This window comes from Nocardioides fonticola (assembly GCF_039536805.1).
GTDB lineage: Bacteria > Actinomycetota > Actinomycetes > Propionibacteriales > Nocardioidaceae > Nocardioides > Nocardioides fonticola.
The window spans coordinates 209,474-234,684 of sequence record NZ_BAAAZH010000024.1 but is presented as its reverse complement, the minus strand read 5'-3'; the positions used below and the strand labels follow the sequence as shown (position 1 = coordinate 234,684).

At 71.0% G+C, this 25,211-nt stretch carries 24 protein-coding genes and 2 tRNA genes; 16 read left to right on the top strand and 10 right to left on the bottom strand.

Annotation, left to right across the window (positions count from 1 at the left end):
- Positions 1-26 precede the first annotated feature (26 nt).
- From ABD671_RS16230 to rpmH, 8 genes are all read right to left on the bottom strand, one after another.
- A complete protein-coding gene (locus tag ABD671_RS16230) occupies positions 27-1,034 on the bottom strand; it encodes a ParB/RepB/Spo0J family partition protein (RefSeq protein ID WP_344734471.1) in 1,008 nt (335 codons plus the stop codon).
- Entirely contained in the window at positions 1,031-1,996 is a 966-nt protein-coding gene (locus ABD671_RS16225) for a ParA family protein (RefSeq protein ID WP_344734470.1), read from the bottom strand. Before ABD671_RS16225 ends, ABD671_RS16230 begins: the two co-directional genes overlap by 4 nt.
- A 111-nt stretch (positions 1,997-2,107) precedes the next feature.
- A complete protein-coding gene (rsmG, locus tag ABD671_RS16220; RefSeq protein WP_344734469.1) occupies positions 2,108-2,785 on the bottom strand; it encodes a 16S rRNA (guanine(527)-N(7))-methyltransferase RsmG in 678 nt (225 codons plus the stop codon).
- Between the two features lie 61 nt (positions 2,786-2,846).
- Complete coding sequence (locus ABD671_RS16215) at positions 2,847-3,332, bottom strand: Jag family protein (protein WP_344734468.1); 486 nt, start codon at positions 3,330-3,332, stop codon at positions 2,847-2,849.
- The gene (gene yidC / locus ABD671_RS16210) at positions 3,329-4,342 is read right to left on the bottom strand and encodes a membrane protein insertase YidC (protein ID WP_344734467.1); all 1,014 of its coding nucleotides are present in this window, start codon (positions 4,340-4,342) and stop codon (positions 3,329-3,331) included. Before yidC ends, ABD671_RS16215 begins: the two co-directional genes overlap by 4 nt.
- A 3-nt stretch (positions 4,343-4,345) precedes the next feature.
- The gene (gene yidD / locus ABD671_RS16205) at positions 4,346-4,588 is read right to left on the bottom strand and encodes a membrane protein insertion efficiency factor YidD (protein ID WP_344734466.1); all 243 of its coding nucleotides are present in this window, start codon (positions 4,586-4,588) and stop codon (positions 4,346-4,348) included.
- Positions 4,585-4,932, bottom strand: coding sequence for a ribonuclease P protein component (gene rnpA / locus ABD671_RS16200; RefSeq protein ID WP_344734465.1), 348 nt, complete (start codon positions 4,930-4,932; stop codon positions 4,585-4,587). The genes yidD and rnpA overlap by 4 nt, the downstream gene beginning before the upstream one ends.
- 10 nt (positions 4,933-4,942) lie before the next feature.
- Positions 4,943-5,080, bottom strand: a complete 138-nt coding sequence (rpmH, locus tag ABD671_RS16195; protein ID WP_344734464.1) for a 50S ribosomal protein L34 — start codon at positions 5,078-5,080, stop codon at positions 4,943-4,945.
- Between the two features lie 513 nt (positions 5,081-5,593).
- Here rpmH and dnaA point away from each other — a divergent pair.
- The 11 genes from dnaA to ABD671_RS16140 all read left to right on the top strand — a co-directional run bounded on the left by dnaA (position 5,594) and on the right by ABD671_RS16140 (position 17,591).
- Complete coding sequence (gene dnaA, locus ABD671_RS16190; protein ID WP_344734463.1) at positions 5,594-7,078, top strand: chromosomal replication initiator protein DnaA; 1,485 nt, start codon at positions 5,594-5,596, stop codon at positions 7,076-7,078.
- A 425-nt stretch (positions 7,079-7,503) separates the two neighbouring features.
- Entirely contained in the window at positions 7,504-8,637 is a 1,134-nt protein-coding gene (dnaN, locus tag ABD671_RS16185; RefSeq protein WP_344734462.1) for a DNA polymerase III subunit beta, read from the top strand.
- Between the two features lie 125 nt (positions 8,638-8,762).
- Positions 8,763-9,662 carry a phosphogluconate dehydrogenase (NAD(+)-dependent, decarboxylating) gene (gnd, locus tag ABD671_RS16180; RefSeq protein WP_344734461.1) on the top strand — a complete coding sequence of 300 codons (900 nt, stop codon included), beginning with the start codon at positions 8,763-8,765 and terminating at the stop codon, positions 9,660-9,662.
- A 49-nt stretch (positions 9,663-9,711) separates the two neighbouring features.
- Positions 9,712-10,863, top strand: coding sequence for a DNA replication/repair protein RecF (gene recF, locus ABD671_RS16175; RefSeq protein ID WP_344734460.1), 1,152 nt, complete (start codon positions 9,712-9,714; stop codon positions 10,861-10,863).
- Positions 10,856-11,455: a DciA family protein gene (locus ABD671_RS16170; protein ID WP_344734459.1), complete on the top strand. Its 600-nt coding sequence runs from the start codon at positions 10,856-10,858 to the stop codon at positions 11,453-11,455. The genes recF and ABD671_RS16170 overlap by 8 nt, the downstream gene beginning before the upstream one ends.
- A 300-nt stretch (positions 11,456-11,755) precedes the next feature.
- Positions 11,756-13,888 (top strand): DNA topoisomerase (ATP-hydrolyzing) subunit B, encoded by a 2,133-nt coding sequence (gyrB, locus tag ABD671_RS16165; RefSeq protein ID WP_344734458.1) that lies wholly within the window; start codon positions 11,756-11,758, stop codon positions 13,886-13,888.
- A 51-nt stretch (positions 13,889-13,939) separates the two neighbouring features.
- The gene (gene gyrA / locus ABD671_RS16160; RefSeq protein WP_344734457.1) at positions 13,940-16,627 is read left to right on the top strand and encodes a DNA gyrase subunit A; all 2,688 of its coding nucleotides are present in this window, start codon (positions 13,940-13,942) and stop codon (positions 16,625-16,627) included.
- Entirely contained in the window at positions 16,627-17,124 is a 498-nt protein-coding gene (locus ABD671_RS16155; RefSeq protein ID WP_344734456.1) for a DUF3566 domain-containing protein, read from the top strand. Before gyrA ends, ABD671_RS16155 begins: the two co-directional genes overlap by 1 nt.
- A gap of 116 nt (positions 17,125-17,240) precedes the next feature.
- Positions 17,241-17,314 (top strand) — tRNA-Ile (locus ABD671_RS16150).
- A gap of 47 nt (positions 17,315-17,361) precedes the next feature.
- On the top strand, positions 17,362-17,487 hold the full coding sequence (locus ABD671_RS16145) for a DLW-39 family protein (RefSeq protein ID WP_344734455.1): 126 nt from the start codon (positions 17,362-17,364) through the stop codon (positions 17,485-17,487).
- Positions 17,488-17,515: 28 nt separating this feature from the next.
- Positions 17,516-17,591: transfer RNA gene (locus tag ABD671_RS16140), tRNA-Ala, on the top strand.
- A 49-nt stretch (positions 17,592-17,640) separates the two neighbouring features.
- Here the strand turns inward: ABD671_RS16140 and ABD671_RS16135 are convergent.
- On the bottom strand, positions 17,641-18,558 hold the full coding sequence (locus ABD671_RS16135) for an HNH endonuclease (protein WP_344734454.1): 918 nt from the start codon (positions 18,556-18,558) through the stop codon (positions 17,641-17,643).
- 125 nt (positions 18,559-18,683) lie between these two features.
- Here ABD671_RS16135 and ABD671_RS16130 point away from each other — a divergent pair, with 125 nt between their 5' ends.
- From ABD671_RS16130 to ABD671_RS16110, 5 genes are all read left to right on the top strand, one after another.
- The gene (locus tag ABD671_RS16130; RefSeq protein WP_344734453.1) at positions 18,684-20,294 is read left to right on the top strand and encodes a hypothetical protein; all 1,611 of its coding nucleotides are present in this window, start codon (positions 18,684-18,686) and stop codon (positions 20,292-20,294) included.
- A gap of 178 nt (positions 20,295-20,472) precedes the next feature.
- The gene (locus ABD671_RS16125; RefSeq protein WP_344734452.1) at positions 20,473-22,086 is read left to right on the top strand and encodes a hypothetical protein; all 1,614 of its coding nucleotides are present in this window, start codon (positions 20,473-20,475) and stop codon (positions 22,084-22,086) included.
- 60 nt (positions 22,087-22,146) lie between these two features.
- The gene (locus tag ABD671_RS16120; RefSeq protein WP_344734451.1) at positions 22,147-23,052 is read left to right on the top strand and encodes a hypothetical protein; all 906 of its coding nucleotides are present in this window, start codon (positions 22,147-22,149) and stop codon (positions 23,050-23,052) included.
- 79 nt (positions 23,053-23,131) lie between these two features.
- Positions 23,132-23,938, top strand: coding sequence for an SURF1 family protein (locus ABD671_RS16115; protein WP_344734450.1), 807 nt, complete (start codon positions 23,132-23,134; stop codon positions 23,936-23,938).
- Positions 23,935-24,279 (top strand): DUF3817 domain-containing protein, encoded by a 345-nt coding sequence (locus ABD671_RS16110; protein WP_344734449.1) that lies wholly within the window; start codon positions 23,935-23,937, stop codon positions 24,277-24,279. The genes ABD671_RS16115 and ABD671_RS16110 overlap by 4 nt, the downstream gene beginning before the upstream one ends.
- Positions 24,280-24,330: 51 nt before the next feature.
- On the opposite strand, the gene ABD671_RS16105 is transcribed toward ABD671_RS16110, so the two are convergent.
- Positions 24,331-25,119, bottom strand: coding sequence for a hypothetical protein (locus tag ABD671_RS16105; RefSeq protein WP_344734448.1), 789 nt, complete (start codon positions 25,117-25,119; stop codon positions 24,331-24,333).
- Positions 25,120-25,211: the final 92 nt, after the last annotated feature.

Genomic DNA, 25,211 nt, shown 5'->3' with positions numbered 1-25,211 from the left:
ACTTTGTCGACAAAACGCCTTATCGCTCAGATCGGTCGGTCCTCACGGTTGCGGGGATCGATGATGTCGATGATGCGGCGCAGGTCGTCGAGGCTGGCGAACTCGACGGTGATCCGCCCCTTGCGCTGACCGAGATCGACCTTGACGCGGGTCTCGAGGCGGTCGGAGAGCCGCTCGGCGATGTCGGCGAGACCCGGGGCCGACGGCTTGGCCCGACGGGCACTCGGCGCGGCCCGGCCGTGATCGCCGACAGCGACGATCTCCTCGAGGCCACGGACGCTGATGCCCTCGGCGACCACGCGCTGAGCCAGGCGGTCCTGGAGCTCCGCATCGTCGACGGCGAGCAGCGATCGCGCGTGACCGGCCGAGAGCACGCCGGCAGCAACACGCCGCTGAACCGCGGGGCTGAGCTTGAGCAGCCGGAGCGTGTTGCTGATCTGCGGACGGGAGCGGCCGATGCGCTGGGCGAGTTCCTCGTGCGTGCAGCCGAAGTCCTCGAGGAGCTGGGCGTAGGCCGACGCCTCCTCCAGGGGGTTGAGCTGGGAGCGGTGCAGGTTCTCCAGGAGTGCGTCGCGCAGCATGTCGACGTCGTCGGTCTGCCGCACGATGGCGGGGATCCTCGTGAGGCCGGCCTCCTGGCTCGCCCGCCAGCGCCGCTCGCCCATGATCAGCTCGTAGCGGTCCTCCCCGGAGCTGCGCACGACGATGGGCTGGAGGAGCCCGACCTCGCGGATCGAGTGCACGAGCTCGGCCATGGCGTCCTCGTCGAAGACCTGGCGCGGCTGCACGTGGTTGGGGGTGATGCTCGCGATCGGCAGCTCGGCGAAGTAGGCGCCGTCGACGGCGGCCAGCTCCGGGCCGGCGTTCCCCGTGCTTCCCGCGCCCCCGGCACCGACGCCGCCGGGACCGTCGGTCACGGGGGCGACGGAGGAGCCGGTCTCCGGCGCACCGGCAGGCGGTTCGGGGGCGGTCGGGATCAGCGAGCCGAGGCCGCGGCCCAGACCACGGCGGACGGGGGGACGCTGGGCGTTCACGCGGTGACTCCTCGCTGGGCGATCTCGCGCGCGGCCTCCAGGTAGCTCAGCGCGCCGGGCGAACCCGGATCGTAGGTCATGACGGTCTGGGCGTAGGAGGGCGCCTCGGAGACGCGGACACTGCGGGGGATCGCGGTCTTGAGCACCTGGTCGCCGAAGTGGTCGCGCACCTCGTCGGCCACACCGGCCGAGAGCCGGGTACGAGCGTCGTACATCGTGATGAGGATGGTGGAGACCGCGAGATCGGGGTTCAGGTGGGCGCGCACCATGTCGACGGTCTCCAGCAGCTGGCCCAGACCCTCCAGCGCGTAGTACTCGGCCTGGATCGGGATCATCATCTCCTCACCGGCGACCAGGGCGTTGAGGGTGAGGAGCCCGAGGGAGGGCGGGCAGTCGATGAGCACGTAGTCGAAGCGCTCCTCGCCGGCGTCGGCGCCGACGAGCGGGTGCGCCACGATCGCCTTGCGCAGTCGGCTCTCGCGAGCGACCACGCTCACCAACTCGATCTCCGCCCCGGCGAGGTCGATGGTCGAGGGGACGACCCAGAGGTTGTCGACGTCCGGGCACGGGGTGGCGATCTCCACCAGCGGACGTCCGTCGACGATCGCGTCGTAGGTCGACGGCGTCCCTCGGCGATGGTCGACGTTCAGCGCCGTGGAGGCGTTCCCCTGTGGATCCAGGTCGATGACGAGCACGCGCTGGCCCAACTGCGCCAGGGCTGCGGCGACATTCACGGTCGTCGTCGTCTTCCCGACGCCGCCCTTCTGGTTGGCGACCACGAAGATGCGGGTCTCGCGCGGGCGTGGCATCGGCGGCCGCAATCGCGTGCCCTCACGGACGAGCAGGCTGTGCTCGGTCGCCTTCGCCAGCGGCGTGGCGTCGTCCTGGAAGCTCGTCGCCCGCTCCGCGAGGTCGGCAGCCGTCGGTACGGGGTACGACGGACGACCGGGTTCCTGGGTCACGCCTGCTCCTTCATGTTTCACGTGAAACGCACGCCCTGTGGATCAGGGCCGAAGATCTGTGGACAACACCGCGATCTGAGCGTGGCACCGCCGGTGGATAACCGCGGACGCTCAGCGCGGACGTCGTGGCCGCCGGCTGCGACCAGAGGCCGCCCGCCGCGGTCGCGGGCCGACCGGCAACGATACAAGCGGTGCACCCGCCCAGGCCACTCGCAGGACCACCGTCCCGCCATCGGGGAGATCCGCACCGATCGGCTCGATCCGCGGCGAGGCCAGGCCCCACCGCGCCCACCGATCCGCGACGCTCTCGACCTCGTCGGCCACCGAGGAGCCCTTCATCGCGACCAGTTCCCCCTCGCGAGCCACCAACGGCATCGACCAGGGGAGCAGGCGCTCCAGCGGCGCGACCGCGCGCGAGGTGACGACGTCGAAGGTCCGTCGACCATGCAGCTCGTCCGCCCGTCCTCGCACGACCTCGACGTTCGCCAGGTCGAGAGCGTCGACGACCTCGCTCAAGTAGGTCGTACGCCGCAGCAACGGCTCGATGAGCGTGACCCGCAGATCGGGACGGGCGATGGCGAGCACCAGGCCGGGTAGGCCGGCACCGGAGCCGACGTCGGCCACCGTCAGATCGGCACCGATGACGCCGGCGAGAGCACCGCAGTTCAGCAGGTGGCGAGCCCAGAGCCGGGGGACTTCCCGCGGACCGATCAGTCCTCGCTCCACGCCGGCCGTCGCCAGACTGGTGGCATAGACCTCGAGGAGTGGCAGGCGCTCAGCAGCGAACACCCGCCGTGCCTCGGGAGGCACGGCGGGTGTTTCACGTGAAACAGGTAGGTCGCTCACCACGTCAGGCGGGCAGCACCACGACGTGACGACGAGGCTCGACGCCCTCGGACTCCGAGGTCAGACCGGCAGCAGCGACGACGTCGTGGACCACCTTGCGCTCGAAGGGGGTCATCGGGTCGAGAGCCAGCGGCGCGCCCGACTCGCGGACCGACGCGATGCTGCGCTCCGCGATCGTGACGAGCTCCGCGCGACGAGCCGCGCGGAAGCCGCTGATGTCGAGCATCAACCGAGAGCGCTCGCCGGTCTCGCGGTACACGGCGAGACGGGTCAGCTCCTGCAACGCCTCGAGGACCTCGCCCTGGGCGCCGACCAACTGCTGGAGGTCGCCGCCAACGATCGAGACCGCAGCGCGGTCACCGTCGACGTCCATGTCGAGATCACCGTCGAGATCGGCGATGTCGAGGAGCTCCTCGAGGTAATCGGCCGCGATGTCACCCTCCCGCTCCAACTGGGCGACACGGGTCGATTCGGTCGTCTCCTGGCTCACTGCTTGCCTCCATCATTCGGGCTGTCGCTCGCGGCCGGCTTCGGGCTGGCCTGCTTGCGCTGGGACTTGGTGGTGCGCTTCGGCTGCTGCCGCTGCGCGGGGCGTCGCTCCTCGACCTCGGGCGTCGCGGTGACCTCGGCCTCCAGGGGCGTGCCGTGCTTGGCCGCCTTGGCACGGTCACGGGCCACCTTCTCGGCGAACGCAGGGGTACCGGGAGCGGGGTTGTTGCGGATCACGTAGAACTGCTGGCCCATCGTCCACAGGTTCGACGTCGTCCAGTACAGGAGCACGCCGATCGGGAACGCGACACCGCCGAGACCGAAGGTCACCGGCAGCACGTAGAGCAACATCTTCTGCTGCTGGGCGTAGGGACCCGTCAGGGCATCTGCCGGCATGTTCTTGCTCATCAACTGCCGCTGCGTGATGAACGTCGTCGCCGTCATCGCAAGCACCAACACGAGCGCGACCACCATGACGAGCGCGTTCGGGTCGTCGCCCCAGGTGCGAGCGCCCCAGAAGCTCTCCTTGATCGGCAGCGAACCGAAGATCTGGGACTGGCCGAAGCTGCGGGCGAGGTCCTCATCGAGGAAGCCGTGCGCGGTGCCCTTCTTCGCGGCCTGGTCGAGCAGCCGGAAGAGCGTGAAGAAGATCGGCATCTGCAACAGGATCGGCAGGCACGACGCGAACGGGTTGGTACCGGACTCCCGGTACAGGTTCATCGTCTCCTGCGCGAGGCGCTCGCGGTCGTGGCCGTACTTCTTCTGCAGCTCCTTCACCTTCGGCTGGATGAGCTGCATGTTGCGGCTGGACTTGATCTGCTTGACGAACAGCGGGATGAGGGCGGCGCGGATCGTCAGCGTCAGGCCGACGATCGCCAGCGCCCAGGCCAGACCACCGTCGCGGTCGAGCCCGAGCAGGGTGAACAGCTTGTGCCAGAACAGCAGCACCGCGGAGATCGCGTAGTAGAGCGGCGTGGCGATGAAGTGGCCGATGTCGCCGATGAATCCCACTGGTCAGGCTCCTTCAGGGGAAGGGGATGGATGGTGCGGAGGGACCGGGTCGTACCCGCCGGCGGCCCAGGGATGGCAACGGAGGACACGGCGGACTGACAGCCAGGAACCACGCAACGCACCGTGCCGCGTGACCGCTTCCAGAGCGTAGGCCGAGCACGTGGGGTGGTACCGGCAGACCTGCCCGTAGAGCGGGCTGATCACCGCACGGTAGAGCCGCAGCAGGCCGATCAACAGCCACCTCATGCCATCACCGCCTCCCGCCACCGCTCCAGACAACGATCGAGATCAGCCGCGAGTTGCGCGCAGTCGGCATCGGCGGACGCCGGAAGCGCACGCACCACGACAACGACAGAACCCGGGAGCATCGAGAGACGCTCCCGGGTGAGGTGTCGCAGCCGGCGCTTGACCCGATTGCGGACCACGGCGTTGCCGACGGCCTTGCTGACCACGAAGCCGACCAGGGGCCCCTCCGTGGTGCCGCCGTCCCAGGCGTGGACGACGAGCCGAGGTGTCCCGTGACGGCGGCCCTGGCGCGTGGTGTCGCGGAAGAGATCGCCGTCGGTCAGGCGTCGTGCTGCGGGCAGCACGACGCGCCGATCAGACGGCGAGGCTCTTGCGACCCTTGCGACGACGCGAGTTGAGGATCGCGCGGCCGGCCCGGGTACGCATGCGCAGGCGGAAACCGTGCGTCTTGTGACGGCGACGGTTGTTCGGCTGGTAGGTGCGCTTGCTCACGGGATGTCTCTTTCAGTCGGGAAGTGTCTGCGCCGCAGGACGGCTGCACGGGTGCCGGTCGGCACCGCCCACCCACGCCGGATGAGGCATGGACATACGGCACCGGTCGAAGCCGGTGACCGATGAACGGTACGCGGTGGCGCGGAGGGGGGTCAAACCGAGGACACCCCTTCCGGACACCCCTCCCCGGACGGACCCGGCAGCCTGTGGACAACAGGTTGCCGCACCTCGTCGCAGCCGGTTAGGTTCGAGCCTTCCACCAGGGCCCGTCCCCGGGTCGGAACCCCACGACGTGACCTGGCTCACGCCACCGGCTCCGCACCCTGAAAACGGGCCCTGACCTGCGGAGATTCCGTGGAAGGACGTGCCGCTCGGGACGTCTCGGGGCCGCGACGCACGCTTTCCAGCCACCGGTACACAGCCTGTGGAGAACATTGTGGACACCGAAGCCGGCGAGCCTGCCGGACGAGGCCCAGCCCACGCCGACCGACGAGAACGAGCAGGAGTCCGGCCATGGACCACAGCCCCGCCGAGACCGACAGCGTCGACCTCGCCACCGCGTGGCGCGGCGTGCTCGCCGACCTGCAGCCGCACCAGCGCGCGTGGATGCGCGCGAGCGAGCCGGTCACGCTCCACGGCAACACCGCCATCGTCGCCGTCCCCAACGACTTCACCCGCAGTCAGCTCGAGGGCCGGCTGCGCGCCCAACTCGAGGACGCGCTGAGCCAGATCTTCCGCCAGGAGATCCGCATCGCCGTCACCGTCAACCCCGACCTCGACACCGACCTCGAGCCGGCCGGCGAGAACGTCGCCGCCGATCCGACACCCGCGAGCGGTGCGACCACGCACGCACCGGCGGAGCAGGACCTGCCTCTTCATCCACAGATCGATATGTCGACATATGGACCGGAGCTGGCGGAACCCGAGCGGGCCGCGGCACCGGTGACCGGGTCGGCGCTCGAGACGCGCCTCAATCCGAAGTACACCTTCGAGACCTTCGTCATCGGCTCCTCCAACCGCTTCCCGCACGCCGCGGCAGTGGCGGTGGCCGAAGCGCCCGGCAAGGCCTACAACCCGCTGCTCGTCTACGGCGACTCCGGTCTCGGCAAGACCCACCTCCTCCACGCGATCGGCCACTACGTGCGCAGCCTCTACGCCGGCGCCGCCGTGCGGTACGTGTCCAGCGAGGAGTTCACCAACGAGTTCATCAACGCGATCCGCGACGACCGACAGGATCGCTTCAAGCGGCGCTACCGCGACGTCGACGTCCTGCTCATCGACGACATCCAGTTCCTCGAGGGCAAGACCCAGACGCAGGAGGAGTTCTTCCACACCTTCAACACCCTCCACAACGCCAACAAGCAGATCGTCCTCACCTCCGACCGGGCGCCCAAGCGCCTCGAGGCGTTGGAGGACCGGCTGCGCAACCGGTTCGAGTGGGGACTCATCACCGACGTCCAGCCGCCCGACCTCGAGACCCGCATCGCGATCCTGCGGAAGAAGGCGGCCATGGATCGCCTCACCGCACCGCCGGACGTGCTGGAGTTCATCGCCTCGAAGATCCACACGAACATCCGCGAGCTCGAGGGCGCCCTCATCCGGGTCACGGCCTTCGCGAACCTCAACCGCCAGGAGGTCGACATGACGCTGGCGGAGATCGTGCTCAAGGACCTCATCCCCGAGGGCGGCGAGCCCGAGATCACCGCCGGCCTGATCATCGCCCAGACCGCGGCCTACTTCGGGCTCAGCATCGAGGAGCTCACCGGCCCCAGCCGCGGCCGCCACCTCGTGATGGCCCGCCAGATCGCCATGTACCTGTGCCGCGAGCTCACCGACCTCTCGCTGCCCAAGATCGGCGCCCAGTTCGGCAACCGCGACCACACCACCGTCATGTACGCCGACCGCAAGATCAACCAGCTCCTCCAGGAGCGGCGCGCCGTCTTCAACCAGGTCAGCGAGCTCACCAACCGCGTGAAGATGCAGGCCCGGCAGGCCTGACGCCCCGGCGCGCACCCTCCACCGTCGGCCGTCCACCTGTGGACAGACATCCGCAGAACCGACGAACTACACGGGGAGGATCTGTGATGCCGCTGGCCCGAGATCCCCTCGCCGTCCGCCGCTCCCACATGCAGCCGCTGCTCGTCCACGACGCATCCACACCCCCTGTGGACGTCGATCCACCGTCCTGACCTGCGCAGATCCGCGTCGTCCACAGATTCCACCGACGCTATGACTCCACCAGACCTCCAGACATCCCTCCGACCCGCGAACGTCCTCCACGCCTCTTCCCTGGGGATGAACGACGGACGCCGTCCTCCACCTCCTCGCCAACAGGGCGGCGTCGGCGACCACCTGTCGCAGCGCAGTGACGGCATGGCAGGATTCACAACCCACCCGCACCTCTCCCGTCGGAGGACCACACCGTGAAGTTCCGCGTCGAACGCGACGTGCTGGCCGACGCCGTCGCCTGGGCCGCCCGCAGCCTCCCCGTCCGGCCCAGCGCCCCCGTGCTCGCCGGCCTCCTGATCTCCGCGAGCAGCGAGGGACTGGTCCTCTCGACCTTCGACTACGAGACCTCCGCGCGCGCCACCCTCGCGGCCGACGTCGCCAGCGAGGGCACCGCACTCGTGAGCGGACGCCTCCTGGCCGACATCTGCCGCAGCCTGCCCGCGAAGCCCGTCGAGATGGTGCTCGACGGCGCCCGCGTCTCGCTCACCTGCGGTTCCGCGCGCTTCAGCCTCCAGACCATGCCGGTGGCCGACTACCCGACCCTGCCCGACATGCCGACCGCCACCGGCGTCGTCGACGGCGACGTCTTCGCCCACGCGGTGAGCCAGGCCGTCACCGCAGCCGGCCGCGACGACATGCTGCCGGTGCTCACCGGCGTGCGGATCGAGATCGACGGCGACACGATCTCGCTGCTCGCGACCGACCGCTTCCGCCTCTCGCACCGCGAGCTCACGTGGAGCCCGCGCACCCCCGACGTCTCCATCGCCGCCCTCGTCCCCGCGAAGGTCCTCGACGCGACCGCGAAGGCGCTCGCCGGCGCAGGCGAGGTGACCATCGCCCTCTCCGCCGGAGGCGCCGGTGAGGGGATCATCGGATTCGAGGGTGCGGCACCCGGCGGCGTCCGTCGTACGACGACCCGCCTCCTCGACGGCGAGTTCCCGAAGGTCCGCAGCCTCTTCCCCTCCGAGCACCTCACCGTGGCGACCGTCGACAAGGCCTCCCTCGTCGAGTCGGTCAAGCGCGTCTCGCTCGTCGCCGAGCGCAACACCGCCGTCCAGCTCGCGTTCCACGACGGCGTCCTGACCCTCGACGCGGGCACCGGCGACGAGGCACAGGCCTCGGAGTCCCTCGAGACGACCATCGACGGCGACGACCTGACCACCGGCTTCAACCCGCAGTTCCTGCTCGACGGGCTGGGCGCCATCGACGAGAGCGTCGTCGAGCTGGCCTTCACCCAGTCCTCCAAGCCGGTGGTCCTCAGCGGACGCAGCAGCGAGGGCGACCCCGGCTTCCGCTACCTGCTGATGCCGCGTCGACTGCTGTCGTAACCTGCCCGACTCCCGTCGCCGTGGCCGCGGGAGTAGCGTCGGGGCGAGAAGCACGCCGTCCGCCCGGACGGCGCGACGGCGCGTTCGGTGCGACCGGCGCCGACGGCACAGAGGGAGACACGCACGTGGAGTTGGGACTCGTCGGGCTGGGCAAGATGGGCGGCAACATGCGCACGCGCTTGCGGGAGGCCGGTCATACCGTCGTCGGATTCGACTTCAACCCCGACGTCACCGACGTGCCGACCCTCGAAGCGCTGGTCGAGGCGCTCCCCGCGCCGCGCGTCGTGTGGGTGATGGTGCCGGCCGGCGACCCGACCCGGAAGACGGTCGAGGCCCTCGCCGACCTCCTCGGCGAGGGTGACCTCGTCGTCGACGGCGGCAACTCCAAGTACACCGACGACCAGGCCCATGCCGAGCTGCTGGCCGAGCGCGGCATCGGCTTCGTCGACTGCGGTGTCTCCGGCGGCGTGTGGGGACTGCAGAACGGCTACGCCCTCATGTGCGGCGGTTCACCGGACGACGTCGCCAAGGTGCAGCCTGCCTTCGACGCCCTCAAGCCCGCTGACGGCGGCTTCGTGCACGCCGGCTCCAAGCCGGGCGCGGGCCACTTCGCGAAGATGGTCCACAACGGCATCGAGTACGCGATGATGCAGGCCTACGCCGAGGGCTGGGAGCTCCTCGAGGCGGTCGACCTCGTCGAGGACGTACCGGCGGTCTTCGACTCCTGGCGCACCGGTACCGTGATCCGCTCCTGGCTTCTCGACCTCCTGGTCAACGCCCTGGAGGAGGACACCCACCTGGAGAAGCTGCGCGGCTACGCCGACGACTCCGGCGAAGGTCGCTGGACCGTCGAGGCGGCCATCGAGCACGCCGTCCCGATGCACGTCATCGCCTCCTCGCTCTTCGCCCGCTTCACCTCCCGCCAGGAGGACAGCCCGGCGATGAAGGCGATCGCCGCCATGCGCAACCAGTTCGGTGGTCACGCCGTCCACGCGGGTCCGCCCGCCGGCGGCGACGCCGGCTGAGTCGCCGCGCGGCGACCCAGCGATCCGCCCCCGCCCACCCAGGACCACCGTGCACGTCACCCACCTCACGCTTCACGACTTCCGCTCCTACCCGACGGCGGAGGTCGAGCTCGGGCCGGGGGTGACGGCGTTCGTCGGGCGCAACGGGCAGGGCAAGACGAACCTCGTCGAGGCCGTCGACTACCTCTCGCGGCTCAGCAGCCACCGGGTCGCGACCGACGCACCGCTCGTGCGCAGCGGTGCGGAGCAGGCGGTCGTCCGAGCAGCGGTGGTCAAGGACGGCCGTACCGCCGTCCTCGAGGTCGAGATCAACCCCGGGCGCGCCAACCGGGCGCGGATCAACCGCTCACCGCTACCGCGCGTCCGGGATCTCGTCGGACTCGTACGCACGGTCGTCTTCGCACCCGACGACCTCGCATTGGTCAAGGGCGATCCGTCGGAGCGACGGCGTTTCCTCGACGACCTCCTCGTGCTGCGCACGCCGCGCCTGGCCGGCGTCCGCGCCGACTACGACCGGGTGCTGCGCCAGCGCAACTCCCTGCTCAAGACCGCCGGGGGTGCGCGTCGCGGTTCCTCCCAGGAGGGTGCCCTGGCCACGCTCGCGGTGTGGGACGACCATCTGGCCCGTCTCGGTGGCGAGCTGCTGGCTGAACGGTGGTCTCTCGTCGACGACCTGCGGCCCTACATCGGGAAGGCGTACGAGGCGGTCGCGCGCGGCGCGCGCCGCGACGACGCCGAGGTCGAGTACCGCTCCTCCGTTCCGACCGAGGAGACCCGACCCTCGGCCGCGACGCTCGCCGACGCCCTCCTCGCCGAGGTCGAGCGACGGCGTGGCGACGAGCTCGACCGGGGCATCTCCCTGGTCGGTCCGCACCGCGACGACCTCCTGCTCACCATCGGTCACGACGGCGGCGAGCGGCTGCCGGTCAAGGGGTACGCCTCCCACGGGGAGTCGTGGAGCTACGCCCTCGCGCTCCGGCTGGCCTCCTACGACCTGCTGCGGGCCGACGGCGACGACCCGATCCTCGTGCTCGACGACGTCTTCGCCGAGCTCGACACCGGACGCCGTCGCCAGCTCGCCGACCTCGTCGCCGACGCCGAGCAAGTGCTGGTGACCGCCGCCGTCCCCGAGGACGTGCCCGAGGCCCTGGCCGGCGCCCGCTTCACCGTCGCCGACGGCGAGGTGCGTCGCGATGACTGACCAGGCGACGACGCCGTCGGAGGGTGAGGGGACCCCCGCCTCGGAGGACGCCGCCGCGACGGAGCCGGGTGCCCCCGTGCACCGCGACGACGGTCTCGACCTCGCACGGGCCATCACCCGATCGACCGCGGGTGCCGCGACGCGGCCCGCCCGGCGGCCCCGTCGTGCCGGCGGCGAGGGTCCGCGCCTCGACCGCACCGGTCGCTCCGGGTTCAGCGGCGCCCACCCCGACGACCGCGATCCGCAGCTGCTGGACACCACCCTGGGTCGGCTCGTCGCCGACCACGGATGGGCGCTCGACCTGCGGGTGCACGGCCTCTTCGCGCGCTGGGCCGAGCTGGTCGGCGAGGACGTCGCCGCCCACTGCACACCCGAATCGTTCGCCGACGGCCGCCTCGTGGTGCGCACCGACTCCACCGCCTGGGCCACGCAGTTGCGCCTGCTCGCCCCCCGCATCGTCGAGCGGCTCAACCTCGAGCTCGGCTCCGGATCGGTCACCCTCATCGACGTCCAGGGCCCCCATCTGCCGAGCTGGAAGAAGGGCCCCCGGTCGGTGCGCGACGGTCGCGGACCCCGCGACACCTACGGCTGAGCCGCCGCCGGGTCGTCGGCCGGGTCGACACCGGGCGGGCCCGCGCCGCGAACCGTGCACAGGGGCCCCTGCCGACCCTCCCCGCCGTAGGGGGACCTCGCGGGACCCCTGTTCGGCGCTCTGGAGGGCCTTCTCCCGGCCCTCGGAGCCCTTCTGGACGCCGGATCGACCCCCTGATCCACGGCGCACGGCCGCCATGACGTGTCCTAGGGCCGTTCCACGGATAGGATGGTGATGGTCGCCGGGTGCGGCCATCGTCATGTCATGGCCCCGCCACGGGCCGGTCAGAAGAGGTGGACCTTGTCCGAACAGACGCCGACCGACGACCTGGCGACGCCGGAGCCCCCCGCGGCCCCGTCGACGTCCGCCGTCCCCCTCGACGAGGTCGAGTACGACGCCTCCGCGATCCAGGTCCTCGAAGGCCTCGAGGCCGTGCGCAAGCGCCCCGGCATGTACATCGGCTCGACCGGCGAGCGCGGCCTGCACCACCTCATCTGGGAGATCGTCGACAACGCCGTCGACGAGGCGCTGGCCGGACACTGCGACACCATCAAGGTCACCCTCAACGACGACGGCTCGGTGACGGTCGTCGACAACGGCCGCGGCATCCCCACCGACACCGCACCGGGTCAGGAACTGCCGGCCGCGACGCTCGCCCTCACCGTCCTGCACGCGGGCGGCAAGTTCGGCGGTGGCGGCTACAAGGTCTCCGGCGGTCTGCACGGTGTCGGCTCCTCGGTCGTCAACGCGCTCTCCGACCGGCTGCACATGACCATCAAGAACCGGGGCCATGTGTGGGAGCAGGAGTTCTCCCTCGGCACCCCCGACTACGACCTGCGCCAGGTGCGCCCTCTCGAGGACGGCGAGGGCACCGGCACGACCATCACCTGGTGGGCCTCGCCCGACATCTTCGAGACCACCGAGTACAACCTCGAGACCATCGCGACGCGCTTCCGCGAGATGGCCTTCCTCAACAAGGGCCTGCGCATCGAGCTGCGCGACGCCCGCACCAAGGCGGCCGAGATCGCCGAGGCCGTCGCCGACGACACCGTCGACGAGACGGTCGAGGGCATCGCCGAGGGCGCCGCGATCCACGCCGCGGAGGTCGAGGGCCGCAAGATCCTCGAGCAGGTCTTCCAGTACGAGAACGGCCTGGCCGACTACGTCGACTTCCTCAACCGCCGCAAGAACGTCGTCTCGACGATCCTCGCCTTCGAGGCCCACACCGGCGACGACGTCCCGAACCCGATGAGCCTCGAGCTCGCGATGCAGTGGCAGAACTCCTCCTACAACGAGTCGGTCCACACCTTCGCCAACACGATCAACACCCCCGAGGGCGGCACCCACGAGGAGGGCTTCCGCGCCGCGCTGACCTCCCTGATGAACAAGTGGGGCGAGGAGTGGGGCCTGATCAAGAAGAAGGAGGACCGCCTCACCGGCGACGACATCCGCGAGGGCCTCACCGCGATCATCAGCCTCAAGATCTCCAACCCGCAGTTCGAGGGTCAGACCAAGGCCAAGCTCGGCAACACCGAGGCCAAGGGCTTCGTGCAGTCGGTCGTCAACGACCACCTCGGTGACTGGCTGGAGAAGAACCCGAGCGACGGCAAGGAGATCATCCGCAAGGCCCAGGCCGCGGCCACGGCCCGCATCGCCGCGCGCAAGGCCCGCGACCTCGCCCGCTCCCGCAAGGGCTTCGGATCCGGCGGCGGTCTGCCCGGCAAGCTCTCGGACTGCCAGTCGACCAACCCCGAGGAGTGCGAGGTCTTCATCGTCGAGGGCGACTCCGCCGGCGGCTCGGCCCGCCAGGGCCGCGACCCGCGCATCCAGGCGATCCTCCCGATCCGCGGCAAGATCCTCAACGTCGAGAAGGCCCGCATCGACAAGGTGCTCGGCAACACCGAGGTGCAGTCGATCATCTCCGCGCTCGGTACCGGCATCCACGAGGAGTTCGACCTCGCCAAGCTGCGCTACCACAAGGTCGTGCTGATGGCCGACGCCGACGTCGACGGCCACCACATCAACACGCTCCTGCTCACGCTGCTGTTCCGGTTCATGAAGCCGCTCATCGAGAACGGCTACGTCTACATGGCCCAGCCGCCGCTCTACCGGCTGCGGTGGAACAAGCCGCACGAGCACGAGTTCGTCTACTCCGACGCCGAGCGCGACGCCCTCATGCGGGCCGGCATCGAGGCCGGCAAGAAGCTGCCCAAGGAGAACCCGGTGCAGCGCTACAAGGGTCTGGGCGAGATGAACGCCAAGGAGCTGTGGGAGACCACGATGGACCCCGACAACCGGCTCATGCTCCAGGTGACCCTGGACGACGCCGCCCACGCCGACGAGATCTTCTCGATCCTCATGGGCGAGGACGTCGAGCAGCGGCGCTCCTTCATCCAGCGCAACGCCAAGGACGTCCGATTCCTCGATATCTAGGTCTCTAGCTCCATCCCTAGATATCCGTAGAAGCGACCAGAGAGACAGATCGTGACCGAGACCCCCACCGACGGCGGCACTCCTCCTCAGGGCCCGGGCGGCCGTATCGAGCCCATCGAGCTGCAGACCTCGATGCAGCGCGCCTACATCGACTACGCGATGGCCGTCATCGTCGGCCGCGCGCTGCCCGACGTCCGCGACGGCCTCAAGCCGGTGCACCGCCGCGTGCTCTACGCGATGTACGACGGCGGCTACCGCCCCGACCGCGGCTTCTCCAAGTGCAGCCGCGTCGTCGGCGACGTCATGGGTCAGTACCACCCCCACGGCGACTCCGCGATCTACGACACCCTCGTGCGCCTGGCGCAGCCGTGGGTCATGCGCGCGCCGCTCATCCAGGGCCAGGGCAACTTCGGATCGCCGGGCAACGACGCCGCCGCGGCCATGCGGTACACCGAGTGCCGCATGGCGCCGCTCGCCATGGAGATGGTGCGCGACATCGACGAGGAGACCGTCGACTTCCAGCCCAACTACGACGGCCGCTCCCAGGAGCCCGTCGTCCTGCCCTCGCGGTTCCCGAACCTGCTGGTCAACGGATCGGCCGGTATCGCGGTCGGCATGGCCACCAACATCCCGCCGCACAACCTGCGCGAGGTCGCCGAGGGCGCACGGTGGGCGCTCGAGCACCCCGACGCCACCCGCGAGGAGCTGCAGGACGCGCTCATCGAGCGCATCAAGGGCCCCGACTTCCCCAACGGCGCGCTGATCGTCGGCACCGCTGGCATCGAGCAGGCCTACCGCACCGGTCGCGGCTCGATCACCCAGCGCGCGGTCATCGAGGTCGACGAGGACAACCGCGGTCGCACCTGCCTGGTGATCACCGAGCTGCCCTACATGGTCAACCCCGACAACCTCGCCGAGAAGATCGCCGACCTCGCGCTGTCGGGCCGGGTGCAGGGCATCTCCGACGTCCGCGACGACACCTCCGACCGCACCGGCCAGCGACTCGTCGTCGTCCTCAAGCGGGACGCCGTGGCGCGCGTCGTCCTCAACAACCTGCTCAAGCACACCGAGCTGCAGACCAACTTCAGCGCCAACATGCTGGCGCTGGTCGACGGCGTCCCGCGCACGCTGAGCATAGACCAGTTCATCTCCAACTGGGTCGAGCACCAGATCGAGGTCATCCGCCGGCGCACCGAGTTCCGGCTGCGGCGGGCCGAGGAGCGGGCCCACATCCTGCGCGGCCTGGTCAAGGCCCTCGACATGCTCGACGAGGTCATCGCGCTCATCCGGCGCAGCCCCGACGTCGCCGAGGCGCGGGCGGGCCTGATCGAGCTGCTCGACATCGACGAGATCCAGGCCACCGCGATCCTCGACATGCAGCTGCGCCAGCTGGCCGCGCTCCAGCGCCAGAGGATCATCGACGACCTGGCCCAGATCGAGCTGACGATCGCCGATCTGCGCGACATCCTGGCCAACGTCTCGCGCCAGCGGCAGATCGTCTCCGAGGAGCTCGCCGAGATCGTCGAGAAGTACGGCAACGACCGGCGCAGCCAGATCATCCCGGCCGACGGCGACCTCTCGATGGAGGACCTCATCCCCGACGAGGAGGTCGTCGTCTCGATCACCCGCGGCGGCTACGCCAAGCGCACCCAGCGCGCGCAGTACCGCCTGCAGAAGCGCGGCGGCAAGGGCGTGCGCGGCGCGACGCTGCGCGGGGACGACGTCGTCGAGCACTTCATCTCGACCACGAGCCACCACTGGCTGCTGTTCTTCACCACGGCCGGTCGGGTCTACCGCACCAAGGCCTACAACCTGCCCGAGGCGGCACGCGATGCGAAGGGCGGCCACGTCGCCGGCCTGCTGAGCTTCCAGCCCGACGAGTCGATCGCGCAGGTGCTGGCGATCCGCGACTACGAGCAGGCGCCCTACCTCGTGCTCGCCACGCGCGCGGGCCTGGTCAAGAAGACCCGGCTGGGCGACTACAACAGCCCCCGCCAGGCCGGCGTCATCGCCATCAACTTCCGCGACGACGACGACGAGCTCATCGGCGCCGAGCTGGTGTTCGGCGAGGACGAGATCCTGCTCGTCTCCCGCAAGGGCCAGGCCGTGCGGTTCAGCGCCGCCGACGAGCAGCTGCGTCCGATGGGCCGGGCCACCTCCGGCGTCCGCGGCATGGACCTCGCCGAAGGCGACTCCGTGCTCTCGATGTCGGTGATCCGCGCCGCCCAGGCCGCGGCGGAGGAGTCGGACGAGAACGTCCAGTACGTCTTCACCATCACCGACGGCGGCTTCGCCAAGCGCACCCGCATCAGCGAGTACCGCCTGACCAACCGCGGCACCAAGGGCGTCAAGGCGATGGCCCTGACCAACGAGGACCGCGGTGGTCTGGTGGGCGCGTTCATCGTCGAGGACGGCGACGAGATCCTCTCGATCACGACCAGCGGCCAGGTCGTGCGCAGCCCCATCAACGCCGAGTTCCGCCCCACGGGCCGCTCGACCCAGGGCGTGAAGTTCGTCGGCCCGAAGAAGGGCGACGCCGTCGCGGTGGTCACCCGTTCGGTCGAGACCGCGGGCGACGACGCCGAGGACGGCGAGGAGATCGAGGGCGCCGAGGGTCTCGCGACCCCGGCGGAGTCGACCCCGGATGCAACAATCGTCACCGAGGCGGCGTCTGACGGCGTCGACGAGACCACTGACCTGAACGCCGACGACGCCACCGACGGAGAGGACCAGAGCTGATGACGGAGAACTCCGTCCAGCGTGATCGGGCCGAGGACACCGCGACCCGGCCGGGCATGAGCCAGCGCATCCAGGCCAAGCTGGAGTCGCTGGGCGGGGAGTCGCCCCGTCCGAAGGCGCCCAAGGGTCCGCGTCGGGCGCGGCTGCGCCTGAGCCGCATCGACCCCTGGTCGGTGATGAAGACGGCGTTCCTGCTCTCGATCGCCTTCGCCATCGTCACCGTCGTGGCTGTGATCATGGTCTGGTCGGTGCTCGGCGCCGCCGGCGTCTGGGACTCCATCAACCAGACGGTGCGCGACATCGTCGGCGGCCAGGACGGCTCTACCTTCGACATCACCGACTACCTCGGCACCGGGCGGGTCGTCGGCTTCACGCTCGTCGTCGCGGCCGTCAACGTCGTCCTGATCACCGCGGTGGCGACCCTCGGCGCGTTCCTCTACAACATGGCGGCTGCGCTCCTCGGCGGCATCGAGGTCACCCTCGCCGAGGAGGCCTGAGCCGCCCTCCGACCGACTCCCGGGCCGTTTTGTCGGCCTCGGAGCCGGTGGGGTAGTGTTCCCCTCCGGTCGGCCCCGCCGACCACCCGGTCATGCCAGCGCATGCCACCGGACCCGGGCCTATAGCTCAGACGGTTAGAGCGCTTCCCTGATAAGGAAGAGGTCACAGGTTCAAGTCCTGTTAGGCCCACCCTGCATGTCCTGCGCCAGGCGCCCCTTCCACCGTCGGGAGTCACGATGAAGAAGATCCTGCTGGTCGTCCTCGCCGCCGTCGGCGCGGTGGTCGCGAAGAAGAAGTACGACGAGTCGCAGGCCGAGCAGGCGCTGTGGGCCGAGGCGACCGACCCGGTCCGCCGATCCTGATCCACCTCCCTCGCGGCACCTGCCGCACGGGGCCTTGGCGCAATTGGTAGCGCACCTGCTTTGCAAGCAGGGGGTTAGGGGTTCGAGTCCCCTAGGCTCCACCATCCGGCACAGCCGTATCCGTCGCCGTCCGCACCCCCATCCGCACGGCCGTCACCCTGCGGCGAGGAACTCCTCGTAGCGCTCCTCGAGCAGCGCTGGGTCCGGCTTCTCCGTCGCACGCTGCGGCAGCACCATCAACTGCCGGCCGTGGAACTCCTGGATGCCATGGCGCAGCATCGGGCCGTCGACCTCGGCCAGCACCTCGGCGTTGATGCGCACCTCGTAGTCGGGCGTGATGCCGAGGATGCGCCGGTCGTACGCCGCGTGGTGCATCTTGCACAGGCTCAGGCCGTTGCTCACGACCGGCTGGCCGCCGCGGCTGTCCTCTTGGATGTGGGCGGCGTCGAGCAGCTCGCCGTGGCGGAAGGAGCAGACGGCACAGGAGGTCCGGTACGCCCGGAGGACCGCGGCCCGGAAGGGCCGCTGGTGGAGTCGGGCCAGGGTGAGCTGCTGGCGGTAGGCGACGCCGATGCCGATCTCGGTCGAGGGCCAGGCGAGATCGGGCTGGGGGACGGCGTCGATGTCGAGCACGAACTGCTGCCGGTCGGCCTCGAAGCCGAGCAGGTGGATCGGGTAGAGCGGGGTGTACTCGCCGCGGGCGACGCCGAGCCACCAGATGACGGGCAGCCGTTCCTGGAGGGCGACCAGGAGAGCGCGGTTCTCGTGGTGCCCGACGTCGTCCCCGCGCATCTTGTAGCGCAAGAGGCCGTCCTCCCCGACGGCGTCGTCGTAGGGCCGCGCGACGCCCTCGGCGCGGTACGCCGTCCGGATGGAGAGCGCGGCGCGCAGGGACGCCGGTCGCCAGATGCCCTGCTGGGTCGGCATCAACCGATGCACCTCGCCAGCGAGGGACAGCCCGGTGGTGTCGTCCTGGGTGAAGATCTCCTGGCCGGTGGCGCGACGGGCGTCGAGCCAGGCGAAGGCGGCGTGCCGGATCGCGAGCTCCCGCAGTCGCTCCTCCGGCGTCATGCTCGGGATCGTCCCAGTGCGGGCGCCGCAGCGGAAGTGCGCCGGGGCGCAGCGGCCATCCGCCGAGACGCGGCGGAGTCGCCGGTCTGACCTAAGGTGAGGGACGTCGTCTCGGGAGGTCCGCCATGCCACGTCTCGTCCGCTCCATCGCCGTCGGTCTGGTGACCGCCCTGGTACCGATGGTGCCCCTGGTCTCGGTGGCATCCGCAGGGGCGGATCCGGCGTGGCTCGACGCCGGTCCGACGTCCCCGTCGCGGGCCGCGGTGCCCCCGCTCCATCCGTGCATCGATCCCGACCACGGCGACCCCGCGATCACCCGCGTCTCCTTCCGGCCCACCTCGATCGACATCCGACGCCGCCCCGCGACGGTGCACGTGCGCGTGAAGGTGGCCGACACCGGCGGACCCGGGCGAGCCTCGGGTCCCGCCCGCGGCGAGGTCTCCTTCACGCGGGGCGTGGCTGCTCGGCTCCACGTGGTCGACCGCTCGACCATGGCGGGCACGGTGACCATCGGTCGCAACGAGTTCCCCGGCCGCACCGACGTGACCCGGCTGCTGCTCGACGAGGTCACCGTGGTCGACCAGGCGGGGAACACCACCGACCTGGTCGACGACGACCTGGCCGCCGTCGCCGCCTCGACCGGCATCGACGTCGTCGGCGTCCCCGACCGGGAGCCGCCGGTCATCTCGCGGCTGCGGGCCACCCGCACCCGGCTCGACGCCCGTCGCGGTGACCGCCGGATCGTGCTGACCGCCCGCATCCACGACGCGGTCGGCGATGTCGTGCGGCCCCAGGTCAGCATCTACTCGCTCGGCCGCCGCGGCTCCTACAACGCCCAGATCGAGCTGCGTTCCTTGGGCGGCGACCGCTTCCGCGGCGTGTGGCGCGTGCCGCGGTGGGCGCCCCACGCCCTCCAGCGCTACCGGATCGACTCCATCTCGGTGTCCGACAGCACCGCCGGTACCCGGTTCCGCGTGCGAAGGGCACCGTTCATCCAGCGCCAGCTCGGCACCGACATCGTGCGCGTGCGGTCGCGGGTCGACACCACGCCGCCGCGCGTCCGCGACGTCCGGCTCTCCCCGAGCGCGATCGACCTGACCGACGGCCCGCGCACCGTGGTGGCCCGCATCCGCGTGATCGATCGGCAGAGCCCCGTGCGGGCGGTGTCGTTCGACAAGTACGCCTTCTGGGCGGCGTCCCCCCTGCCGCAGCGGAGCCGACTGGTCTCCGGTGACCGTCATGACGGCGTGTGGGAGGTGCGGGTGCCGACCCGGTGCAGCATCAACCGCACTCCCTACGCCGCCGAGCCCGGTGTCTGGTTCGTCGCCGACGGCGCCTCGCTGCACCGCACCTACCGGCTGCGCAACCATGACGTGTCGGTCGTGCTGAGCGGCGAGTCGGCCGTGCAACCGCGGTACCGGGCATCCGCGGTCGACACCTCCTCGATCCGGGTCAGGTTCGGGGCCGCGGTCCTCAACCTCACCGACGCCGCCGGCGAGCTCACCCGCCCCGATGGAACGGTGATCCCCGGCAGCTGGACGGCGTGCGCGGACGCCGTCGGAGCGTCGGTCTCCTGTCTCGACGGCCCGGTGCGCACTGCCGTCTACACCGCCGACGACCCGCTGGCGAGCGGTGCACGGGTCTCCCTCACCGTCAACCCGAGCGGCGTCCTCGACGCGCGCACGCCGTACGGGATGCCGCCGGTGGACTACCCGGCCGTCGCGGTCATCCCCTGAGCCATCCGGGTCGTCCGGGTCGCATCGTTTCGCGCCACCTGCTCCTTTGGGGGTGTCATCACTCCCGAACGTGGGTACGGTCGCCGACTCATGCACGTCGGAGAACCGCTCCGGCGTCGTCCGGCTTCGGACCTCCCGTTCGAACCGTCCCTCGTTCCTCACTCGGTGGGAGGATCCCGTGTTCCGTTCTCTCCAGTCGCGCCGCGCGGCGCTGGTCGGCACCCTCGGCGTCGTCGCCCTGTCCGGTGGTCTCCTCGCGGTCGTGCCGTCAGGCGCTGCCGCCGACGCCGTCGACACGGCCGACGCAGCCGCGGTGCCCGCGCTGAACCCCTGCGTCCCCACCGACCGCGGGTTGCCGGAGGTCACCTCGGTCTCCTTCAGTCCGACGTCGGTCGACGTGCGCCAGGGCCCCGCGCGGGTGCAGGTGACGGTGAAGGTGTCGGACCCGGGTGGACCCGGCGCGGCGACCGGGTTGGCCTCCGGCCAGGTCACGTTCGCGAACGGCGGCCTGTACGCCGACCTGCGCGTCGTCGACGACCAGACGATGACCGGCACCGTGGTCGTCGGGCGCAACCGGTTGCCGGGGAAGAAGAGCGGCCCCACCCAGACCCGGCTCGACCAGGTCCTCATCAAGGACGTGGCCGGCAACCGCACCGACCTCACGGGCGAGCGTCTCGCCGCGGTCACGCCGGTCGACACCCTCCAGGTCACCGGCGACCCCGACCGCACGGCTCCGGTGATCTCCGGCCTCGCGGCCTCGCGCCGCAACCTCGACGCCCGTCGCGGCGACAACCGGGTCGTCCTCACCGCCCGTATCAGCGACGACCGGTCCGACGTGCAGGACCCGGTCGTCCAGATCTACTCCACCGACGGCCCATACAGCAGCCGTGTCGCGCTCGAGCACGTGCGCGGCGACCTGTTCCGCGGCACCTGGCGCGCACCCCGGTGGGGGACGGCGAACGTCAGCGGCTACCGCATCGCCTCGATCACCGCCTACGACTCCAGCCTGTCCGGCCGTTCCCCGGAGTCCGAGCGTGGCACCGCCTGGATCCGCCGTCAGCTCGGCACCGACGTCCTGCGGGTGCGGTCCTTCGTCGACACGACCGCACCCCGCATCAGCGACGTGCGGGTCTCGCCGATGAGCATCGACCTCGACGGCGGGCCGCAGCTCATCGTCACCCGCGCCCGCGTCGTCGACCCGCAGGCTCCGGTCTCCTACGTCGGCCTCGACCAGTACACCGACTTCGTCTTCCCCGGCGTCGCCGTCCGGCCGCGGTTGATCTCCGGAGATCGCCATGACGGTGTGTGGGAGGCGCGCTTCATGAGCCGCTGCAGCATCCCGCGGGAGCGGGTCGACGAGGGCGCGGGGGTGTGGTTCGCCGACAACGCAGCCTCCCTCCGCCGCGAGTACCGCACGGCCAACCACGACCTGTCCGTCGTCCTCACCGGCAACAAGGTGAACCGGGTCCTCTACGGCGTCACCGGCCTTCCGGGCGGCGCGGTCCAGGTCGACCTCAACCGCGGCGTCTTCAATGTCACCGACGCCTCGGGCCGTCTCGAGCAGGCCGACGGCACGCAGATCCCGGGCAGTTGGACGGCGTGCCAGGACGCCGACGGCGTCGCCGTCTCCTGCATCGACGGACCGGTGCGCCGGGCGATCTACACGCCCACCGAGCCGCTCGCGAGCGGCGCGATCGTGTACCTGACGCTCGACCCGAGCGGCGTGCTCGACCTGCTCAGCTCCCAGGGGGTCCCGCCGGCCTACGCGCGCTCGAAGGTCGTCGTGCCGTGACGACGTGGGTGGTGAGCCAGGATCACGACGCGCGCGGCGGTCGGTGAGACACTGCTCCGCGTGCGTCGTGCCCTGATCGTCCCGCTCGCCCTCGCCGCCCTGGCGGTCAGCGGATGCAGTGATGCGATCCCCTCGCCGGATGCGGCGCCGACCCCGGTGCCCGCGCCGGTGACGACGTCGGCGTCCACGGAGCAGCCACCGGCCTCGGCCGTATTGCCCTATGTGCCGATCGACACCTCGGTCGTCACCGTCACCGACTACGAGCGCATCGCCCTCCAACTCGGGGTCACGCTGACCTCGTCGCTGCCGCCTGCCGAACGTGCCGACTTCTGGCGCCGCGCCACCACCGAGACCGCGACGCTGAGCCCGGGCGTGCTCCGGGCCGACGAGGCCACGCTGCTCGGCGACTACGGGTTCGGGGCCGAGGACGTCTCCTGGGAGGCGCACTTCTTCGCCGCCGACGGCACCGAGTCCGGCTACGCCCTGGGCTTCCGCAGCGGCGCCTCGATGGCGGGCGTGGCGAAGGCGGTGGACGCCGGGGTGGGTGCCCTGGCGGGAGGTCAGCTGGTCGGCGGCGACGTCGTCGTGGTGGGCGACCTCCCCGACGTCGAGGAGAGCTGGGCCGGCGACCCGGCGCTGGCCGCCCTCGTCGGGCCGAGCGGCAACAGCGTCTACCTCCAGCGCGGGTGCATCCCGCCCGCACCGGGCACTCCGCGCCTGGAGGAGCTCGACGCCTACTCGGTGACCTTCGAGGGCGGACTGGCGACCGCCCGCCTCGGCACCGGCCGCGACGACCTGTTCGAGCGGGCCGGGCTGGGGCAGGACATGACCGCCTTCACCGAGGCCTTCGCCGACGGCGTGGCCGACCCGACGACCGGCCGCATCGGCTACCAGCTGACCGACCCGGTGGCCGGGGCCCAGCTCGCCCTGCGCCAGCAGCTGCCCTTCGCCTCCTGCAAGCCCTGACGCCCCCGGCACGCCGGGTGCCGGAGCCCCCGCTCCACCCTGGACGCGTCGTCCGCCGTCGCCTCCGTACGCTGGAGGGGTGACCCACCCGCTCGCCCTGCGGATGTGGCCCGCGCACCTGGCGGGCCTCGCCGCCGTCGCCACCGCCGTCGGACTCGGCGTGTGGCAGTACGACGCGTGGCAGGCCCGGCGCGACGCGGCGGCGGTCGACATCACCCGCGAGGAGCCGGTGCCGCTCACCTCGGTCATGGGCTCCGACGACCCCTTCCCGGGCGCCGACGTCGGGCGCCCGGTCGAGGTGGTGGGCACCTGGATCGGCTCGGGCACGGTCTACGTCTCCGACCGCGAGCGTGACGGCGTCACGGGCTACTGGGTCGTCACCCCGGTCTCGGTGGGTACCGCCGACGCGCCGGCGATCCCGGTGGTGCGCGGCTGGGTCGATCGCCCGGACGACGCCCCGGCCCCGCCGTCCGGCGACGTGGTGCTCGACGGGTGGCTCCAGCCGCCCGAGGGCACCGGCGTCATGGACACCGACAGGGACGACGACATCGTCCCCCAGGTGCGCATGGCCGACCTGATCCAGCACGTCGATCGCGACCTCTACGGCGCCTACCTCGTGACGAAGGAGCCGACGTCCGGCCTGGAGCAGGTGACGCTCTCGCAGTTGCCGCAGGTCGACCAGTTCACCGGTCTGCGCAACATCCTCTACGCGCTCGAGTGGTGGGTCTTCGCGTGCTTCGCGGCCTACATGTGGTGGCGGCACGTGCGCGACGAGACCCGCGAACCCGACGGCATCGAGGACGCCGCCGCGGGCGCCGGGCCCGAGCCCGCCGCCGAGCCCGCCGCCGAGCCGCTCACGGACGGTTCGGTACCGTCGAACCCGTGACCAAGCTCTTCACGACCTACCGGGTGCTGGCGCTGGTCGTCGGCGTCCTGCTGCTCGTCGGGACGCTCGACATCATCCTCAAGTACGGCTTCAGCGAGGGCAGCGGCCCGCAGAGCCTCGGCGAGGACCTCGACGTCGTGTGGCTCTTCCACGGCTGGATCTACATCGTCTACGTGATCGTCGCGTTCGTGCTGACCCAGCGGGCGCGATGGACCCTGCCGCAGTTCCTGCTGATGATGATCGCCGGCCTCGTGCCGGGCCTGATCTTCTGGGTCGAGGCGCGAGTGGCGCGCCAGATCCGGGCCCAGTTCCCCGACCTCCAGACCGCCGGGAGCGCCTGACGCGTCGTGCCCCCGGGCCGGCCGTGGCCGAGCCCGGGGGCACTTCCGCGATCAGGACTTCTTGGTGCTGCTCTCCTCGGCGGCGCTCTCCTCGGCGTCGGTCGCGGCGGCCGGGTCGACGAGGGGCTCCTCGAGCTCGACCACCTCGGCCGGGGCGTCGGGCGTGGTCGGCACGCGCGGCTGCGCGGCCTCGTCGGCCAGCGCCTCACCGGGAGCGGCGGCCGCGGCGTCGTCCTCGACCGGACGCGCGGCGTGGGCACCCGCCGTGGGAGCCGGTCGAGCAGCAGTGGTGGTCGAGGCGGCAGGGGCGGTGGTCACGGGGGCGGCGTGCCAGGTGTCGGTGGAGCCGGCCTGCAGCTTCTTGGCGACCACGCCGACGACGGCGGCGACGCCGAGGATCACGACACCGGTCTTCAGCTTCGAACGCTTGCGCGCCGGGGCCGGCACGCGGCCGCCGCTCGCCTCGTGCAGCGCCGACTGCGCCTTGACCTGGAGGTCGGCGGCCCGGACGGCAGCCAGGCTCTGGAGGTCGGCGGCTCGCTCGGCGGCACGCTGCTGGAGGTCGCCGGCTCGCTCGGCGGCACGGTGCTGCAGCTCACCGGCTCGCTCCTGGGCGTAGGCGGTGCCCTGGGCGACGAGCGGCGCGGCCTTGGTGCGCGCCTCGGCCAACCGGGTGCGCGCCTCCTCGCGGGCGGCGTGCGCAGCCGACTCCAGCTGCGGACGCAGCGTCTCCTCCACCTCCTCCACGAACTCCGCGACGGTCTCCCGCACCGAGTCGACGACGCTGGCCGCCCGCTCGCCGGCCTGATCGATCAGGGACTTCTTCCTCCGCAGACGCATGACGCGTCACTTCCTTCCATCGCGTGTACTCGGGGCGTCGGACCGCCGACGGTGTCGATGCGGAGGTCCATGCAAGGATCGTGCCGCACGAC